Origin of the sequence: Clostridium sp. OM05-6BH (assembly GCF_003481635.1) — a bacterium.
Taxonomy (GTDB): Bacteria; Bacillota; Clostridia; order Lachnospirales; family Lachnospiraceae; genus Butyribacter.
The window spans coordinates 1-1257 of the sequence record NZ_QULH01000031.1 but is presented as its reverse complement, the minus strand read 5'-3'; the positions used below and the strand labels follow the sequence as shown (position 1 = coordinate 1257).

At 42.5% G+C, this 1257-nt stretch carries 1 pseudogene; it reads left to right on the top strand.

Annotated features, from left to right (window positions below):
* Positions 1-1257 (top strand): annotated as a pseudogene (locus DXB73_RS13775) (hypothetical protein); the annotation flags it as partial.

The window sequence follows — 1257 nt, the reverse complement described above, 5'->3', positions numbered from 1 at the left end:
AGATGGTGCCAGTTCTTTTGGAGGTGTGTGTGGATGCAATTTAGGAATCCTTACAAACTGCTATAACACAGGGATTATTAAAGGTCAATCATTTGTAGGAGGAGTGAGCGGAGATAATAACAAAACAATTACAAACTGCTATAACACCGGGATTGTCAGTGGCCAATCATATGTAGGAGGAATTGACGGAGATAATAGCGGAACAATTACAAACTGTAATAACGAAGGCAAAGTCAGTGGAACAGAAGATTCTGTAGGAGGAGTGAGCGGAGATAATAACAAAACAATTACAAACTGCTATAATACAGGGATTGTCAGTGGTCAATCATATGTAGGAGGAGTGAACGGATATAATAAAAACGGGACCATCATAAACTGTTATACCACAAGCGAGGTCAATGGAACAGGCTCACATGTTGGTGGTGTGATTGGAATGAATTTAAGTAATGGAACCATCACAAACTGTTATTATGACAGCACCGTTTATACAGGAGCTGCGATAGGCACGAATAGCGGAATGACTACAAAAATTGAGGGAAAAACAACAGAGCAGTACAAGACCGGTGAAGTTGCGTATCTCCTGTCACAGGGCTGCTCAACCGGAGAAGGTGATGACACTGTGACTTACGATGGCTCCATCTGGGGACAGACCATCGGAACAGACAATTATCCGACCTTAGGTGGAGCTAAAGTTTACAAGAACGCTATTTATAACGGATGTGAGGGCAAACCGGGAGAGCCGGTATCTTATGCGTATTCGAATACAGAGAAGAATACCTATGGTGACCATCCGGATGCGGATAATGATGGAAAATGTGATGACTGTGGTGCGATCATAGATGGCATCGGCGCTAAGCTTGCCGGTTATTCCTTAAGTCTTACCGGTAATATCGGCGTCAATTTCTACATGGAGTTGTCGGATCAGATTATTGCAGATAAGGATGCGTATATGCAGTTTACCCTTCCGAATGGAACTGTTACGAAGGTGCCTGTTTCCGCGGCACAGACGAACACCACGATCAAAGAAGGAACAACATATTACAAATTTCCATGTGAGGTATCATCCTATGAGATGACACAGGATATTAAAGCGCAGATGTTTGATGGAAATGGAAATTGCGGCAAAGAATATACCTATACCGTCAGAGACTATGCACAATACATAATTAAGAATAGTTCATCGTATGTGGATGCTTATCCCTTCGCTGTGGCGATGTTGAATTATGGTGCCTGCTCACAGAAGTATTTTAATAAGGC